This window comes from Acaryochloris sp. IP29b_bin.137 (assembly GCF_028285745.1).
GTDB lineage: Bacteria > Cyanobacteriota > Cyanobacteriia > Thermosynechococcales > Thermosynechococcaceae > Acaryochloris.
The window spans coordinates 1-2,135 of sequence record NZ_JANQOP010000273.1; the positions used below are offsets into that span (position 1 = coordinate 1).

Below are 2,135 nucleotides of genomic sequence, written 5' to 3' on the forward strand. Positions count from 1 at the left end.
AAATAGAAGCCAATGATGTCACTGTTTTCCCCGATCACCCGGAATGTTTCTTCAAAGGCTTCATCGCTCCAGTCATAAGGCTGATAGATAAAACCTTGATAAAAGGAACGCTGTGCTGGATGGGGTTGGCTCATATTCTTAGTTGTCAGACGACTGGCTAATATCACTGCCAAAAGAGTGATTGCTAGCAGTCCCCAAATATAGTTGGCTCGCTTGGATATCTGCATTATCTCTGGCGCTCTCTACCTCCTTAAACTCAGGAGTATCAACTATGGGTTTTTTTCAATTTTCCGGTGATGATAGAGCATTGCCATTTTTTGAGGTGGCTTTCTCAAGATTGATTGAGATAGTGATCCGATAAACTATCAGAAGTCTTCTTCCAAGAAATCGTCTCTGCCAGCTTCGCTGAAGCCTTCTTCTGAAGCTGCTTGCGATTGTCATCATAGAACTTGAGTGTATTGAGATTGGCATGCCGAGAGTATGCCTGTGCCCCCCGCAAATCCCCACCCGTCATTTCTAAATAAGTTGTTGTGCCACTATGACGTACCTTATGAGGCCCAAAGCTCTCGCTCACCCCTGCCTTCTTTGCTAGAGCCCGAACAATTCGATATACCGATGTCCCTGACAACCGCGACCCCCAATTCACCCGATCCAACGAGATAAACAACGGCTCCGTGAGGGCATAAACCTCTCTTTGTTCCAGCCACTCTGAAATGGCTCGTACCCCACTTCCCGTCAAATCAATCCATTCTCTTTCGTTCCTTCCTTTCCCTAAAATCGACAACCGTTTCTGCTCCGAGTCAAAATGACGGACATCACAGCCCACCAGCTCAGACCGTCGCAATCCCGCTTCCCACAACAGCGTCAACATGGCGAAATCCCGAGCCCCAGCCAAAGAAAACCGATTGACGAACACCATCATCAGTCGAAATTGAGAGGCTGTAATTCCCCGAGTATCCCGATAAGGTTTTACTGTTAGGCCATCTACTTCCGCCAAAGTTCAATCACACATTTCCAAACGTCTGGCCATCCGCACCATGGACTTCACTGCGGACAACCGCCGATTGATGGTATTTGCCTGCAACCCTCGCTGCATCATACATTCCCGATATCGGGCGGCTAATTCCAATGCCTTCAGTCGGCCAATCCCCACAAGGGGTATGACAACGATTCCTCGGGTAGAGGGCCATAAGACTGAAAGCTATATCTGATAGTTGATTCAGGCGACGTTTGAATTTAATTCCGTGAAATGGAAGTCAATCTCGTTGTCTTGGCCTCTTTTTTAAACTCACCCTTCGATTGCAGAGTAATTCCTATATTCTGAGATACCTCCATTTTTACCTGCAAAGTAGTAGTTCATGAGCTACCAATATCTTTCAATTAAAAGCATCTTATTGAACTGCATTTTCCAAATGTTGAAACGCTCGTTGAGCTGCCCCTTTTGCTTGTTCGGATGTGACGGTCTGATACCGAAGGGTGGTCTGGATATGCTGGTGCCCCATTAAGGCTCTGAGTTCCTCAATTCCCATCAGTCCCACTCGCTCTGTCGCAAAGGTATGGCGCAGATCGTGCAACCTTATCCCTTGGAGCTGTGGATAGCCTTGAATCGATTGATGCCAGTGATGATGGGCTGTTCTGTAACTTAGGCGGGTCACTTGACTCGTAGGGGTCTTTCTAGCCGTGAACAATGCTAGCGAGGGCGTATAGCGATAGTACTGAATGTAGGTCTGCAAGGCTGCAGCTGCATCTTTGCTGTAAAAGCACCAACGGGTTTTGTTGCCTTTACCCACGACCTGAAATTGCCGTTGCTCTAGATCGACTTCTGCCAGATCCAAGGCCAAAATTTCTGAGATGCGGGCCCCACTGTGATGCAATAGCTTCACCAGTGCATACAAACGCGCATCGTTATAAACAGCTTGATACAGGGTGGTCAATTGCTCGGGTTTTAAGAACCGAATGGGCTGATCACTTAGATGCTCTCCCTTGGCTTTATCCGGTGAACGATGCTCTAACTGGGCAATGGGATTGCTGCGGATGTACCGTTGGCGAACAGCAAAGTTGAGTAAGGCATTGAGGGTGGCTTGATGCCGATGGTGAGTCGTGTAAGACAGATGGGTCAGGCTATTGAGATAGTC

The 2,135-nt window shown here is 47.7% G+C and carries 3 protein-coding genes and 1 pseudogene; all 4 read right to left on the bottom strand.

The window, feature by feature from the left end:
• Window positions 1-227 (bottom strand): annotated as a pseudogene (locus Q0991_RS19345) (hypothetical protein); the annotation flags it as partial.
• Between the two features lie 104 nt (window positions 228-331).
• Window positions 332-997 (bottom strand): tyrosine-type recombinase/integrase, encoded by a 666-nt coding sequence (locus Q0991_RS19350; protein WP_299491594.1) that lies wholly within the window; start codon window positions 995-997, stop codon window positions 332-334.
• A gap of 3 nt (window positions 998-1,000) precedes the next feature.
• Window positions 1,001-1,153, bottom strand: coding sequence for a hypothetical protein (locus tag Q0991_RS19355; protein ID WP_299491596.1), 153 nt, complete (start codon window positions 1,151-1,153; stop codon window positions 1,001-1,003).
• 238 nt (window positions 1,154-1,391) lie between these two features.
• Window positions 1,392-2,135, bottom strand: a 744-nt coding sequence (locus Q0991_RS19360; RefSeq protein ID WP_299491598.1) for a site-specific integrase, incomplete at its 5' end; no start/stop codon positions are given.